Source organism: Shewanella sp. GutDb-MelDb, from assembly GCF_002836075.1.
Taxonomy (GTDB): Bacteria; Pseudomonadota; Gammaproteobacteria; order Enterobacterales; family Shewanellaceae; genus Shewanella.
Genome location: NZ_PJBM01000067.1, coordinates 1 through 1,927 on the forward strand (window position 1 = coordinate 1; position 1,927 = coordinate 1,927).

General features: G+C 37.3%; 2 protein-coding genes. Both read right to left on the reverse strand.

The features are described from left to right. The coding region (locus CXF82_RS01300) for a hypothetical protein (RefSeq protein ID WP_102043545.1) at window positions 1–737 on the reverse strand (737 nt) is incomplete at its 3' end. A 553-nt stretch (window positions 738–1,290) separates the two neighbouring features. Continuing rightward, the coding region (locus tag CXF82_RS01305; RefSeq protein ID WP_102043546.1) for an isocitrate lyase/PEP mutase family protein at window positions 1,291–1,927 on the reverse strand (637 nt) is incomplete at its 5' end.

Below are 1,927 nucleotides of genomic sequence, written 5' to 3' on the forward strand. Positions count from 1 at the left end.
TGTACTCCTCGGTGGTAAAGTTGAGCTAGCTCGACCTTAAACCAAGGAGATATTCCATCATCATCTGATACATCAGGGTAGTTATCTACGCGGTCTAAGTCGCGGAGAATAACCCTACGCCTTAGTTTCTCGTGATTTATTTTTTGAATATATTCAGATAACTGCTGTCTCACAGCTTCTTGGTGTTTAACTTTTTCACCATTACTGGAAAATTTAGGGCCTACGACTTTCGGTTGTTTAGCGTAGGGTTTTAATGCACTAACAAATGAATCTATTAGTCTTTCCTTAACTAGAGCTTTGTCAGAGATGTTTTTATCACTTAATTCATAACTAATAGGCCAACGCTTATGAGCTAAATCAAAAGGTATATTTCCCTCCGCCTCACCAAAGGAAGTATTAATTACATTAATAACTCTTTCATCACCCAAAGCATGCATTGCATAGCCTAATTCTATTAATACATTTGGGTTAGATAATGCTCTGTCATTCTCAGAGAATGCCACAAAAGTAATATCACCAATAAAAATATCACTGCTTTCTATTTTAGATAAAATAGTTGTAGCTATATCAGGAGACCCCGGAACACCTTTTGTGTCGTGATCTTCTCGCATTGATTCTTTAAGATCGAATTCTTGATTCACTTTTTTTATAGCAGCTTTAAGACAATCTAATTGAAAGTACCGATTGTATTTCGCATTGTTATCACTTTGCCAAGAATAGAAAACCTTTATCGTCACAGGTATGCCTTAATATGAGTTTCGCCTAACTTCTTATTCAATAGCAGCTCGATAACGTTCCAGGCTGCCCAATTCAAACTCCCAAGGTACCATCGCTAAGTCATTGTTGTAAATCGAATATTTTCTTGAGTGCGTAATTAACACTCAAAATACTGTCGTAGAAAGAATGCGTCTTGGTTTACGAGGTCTATACAACACTTTTCAATGTTTCGCAGTAGATTGATATGTATGGGTTTTCTCGAATGTTACAAAATTATCGATGCGTAAAAAGCTCATTTTACGCATCCTTTGACGCCAGAATTATCTCAATTTTGAGCAAATCAGTTATACCTGTATAGGCAATCAGCCTTTTGGGCGACAAGTAAAGCGGCCAAGAAAGATTAGAAAAAGTAAGGCGATTTTGGTTGGATCTGAACCGCCTGAGTGCTATCACTAACGCATTTCGGGGCATAAATGCGTTAGATTTTTAGCTCTAACGCACTATGATTAGATAATGGAAAGTATTTTGATGCCTTAAACGCGTGTATGTAATTGCTCACACAAATTCCAAATCCTATTTGAACAATTGTCCAAAAGACTTTTCCGAGACGATCGAAGATAACATAGAAGAGAAAGAATCCAGCATCGCTTCATGTAAAAAGTTACCCATACTAATACGTTTTACACCTAATCTTTCTAACATCTCAAAGTCCGGAAGGTCGGGCACACACATAACGTTAATCGGTAGTTCAGTGCTTGCTACGACAGCCCTGATATCATTAGGAAATTTAAGGCATGGCAAGAAAATACCATCTGCACCTGCACGTTGGTACATTGCTATTCTGTCTATACTCACTTCGAGAGCGTCTTCAATATTGAGTAAATAAGTATCGCTCCTTACATTAACAAACATTGTAATATTCATTTGGTTTAGTATGGCTTTAACCGATTTGAGTTTGTTGGCGAACTCAATTTCATCACATAATAGCCTTTCACCTTGAACAACTGTACTGTCTTCTATGTTCACACCTACAACCCCGACCTTCGCTAATTCAATTATGTTTTCAGCGATTACTTCTGAAGAATCTCCATAACCAGATTCAATATCTACTGTTAGAGGCAAACTAGATAGGTTAGAAATCGCAGTCACAATCGACAACAACTCCTCGAATAAAACATGTTCACCATCTTCTTTTCCTAACATTTTTGCT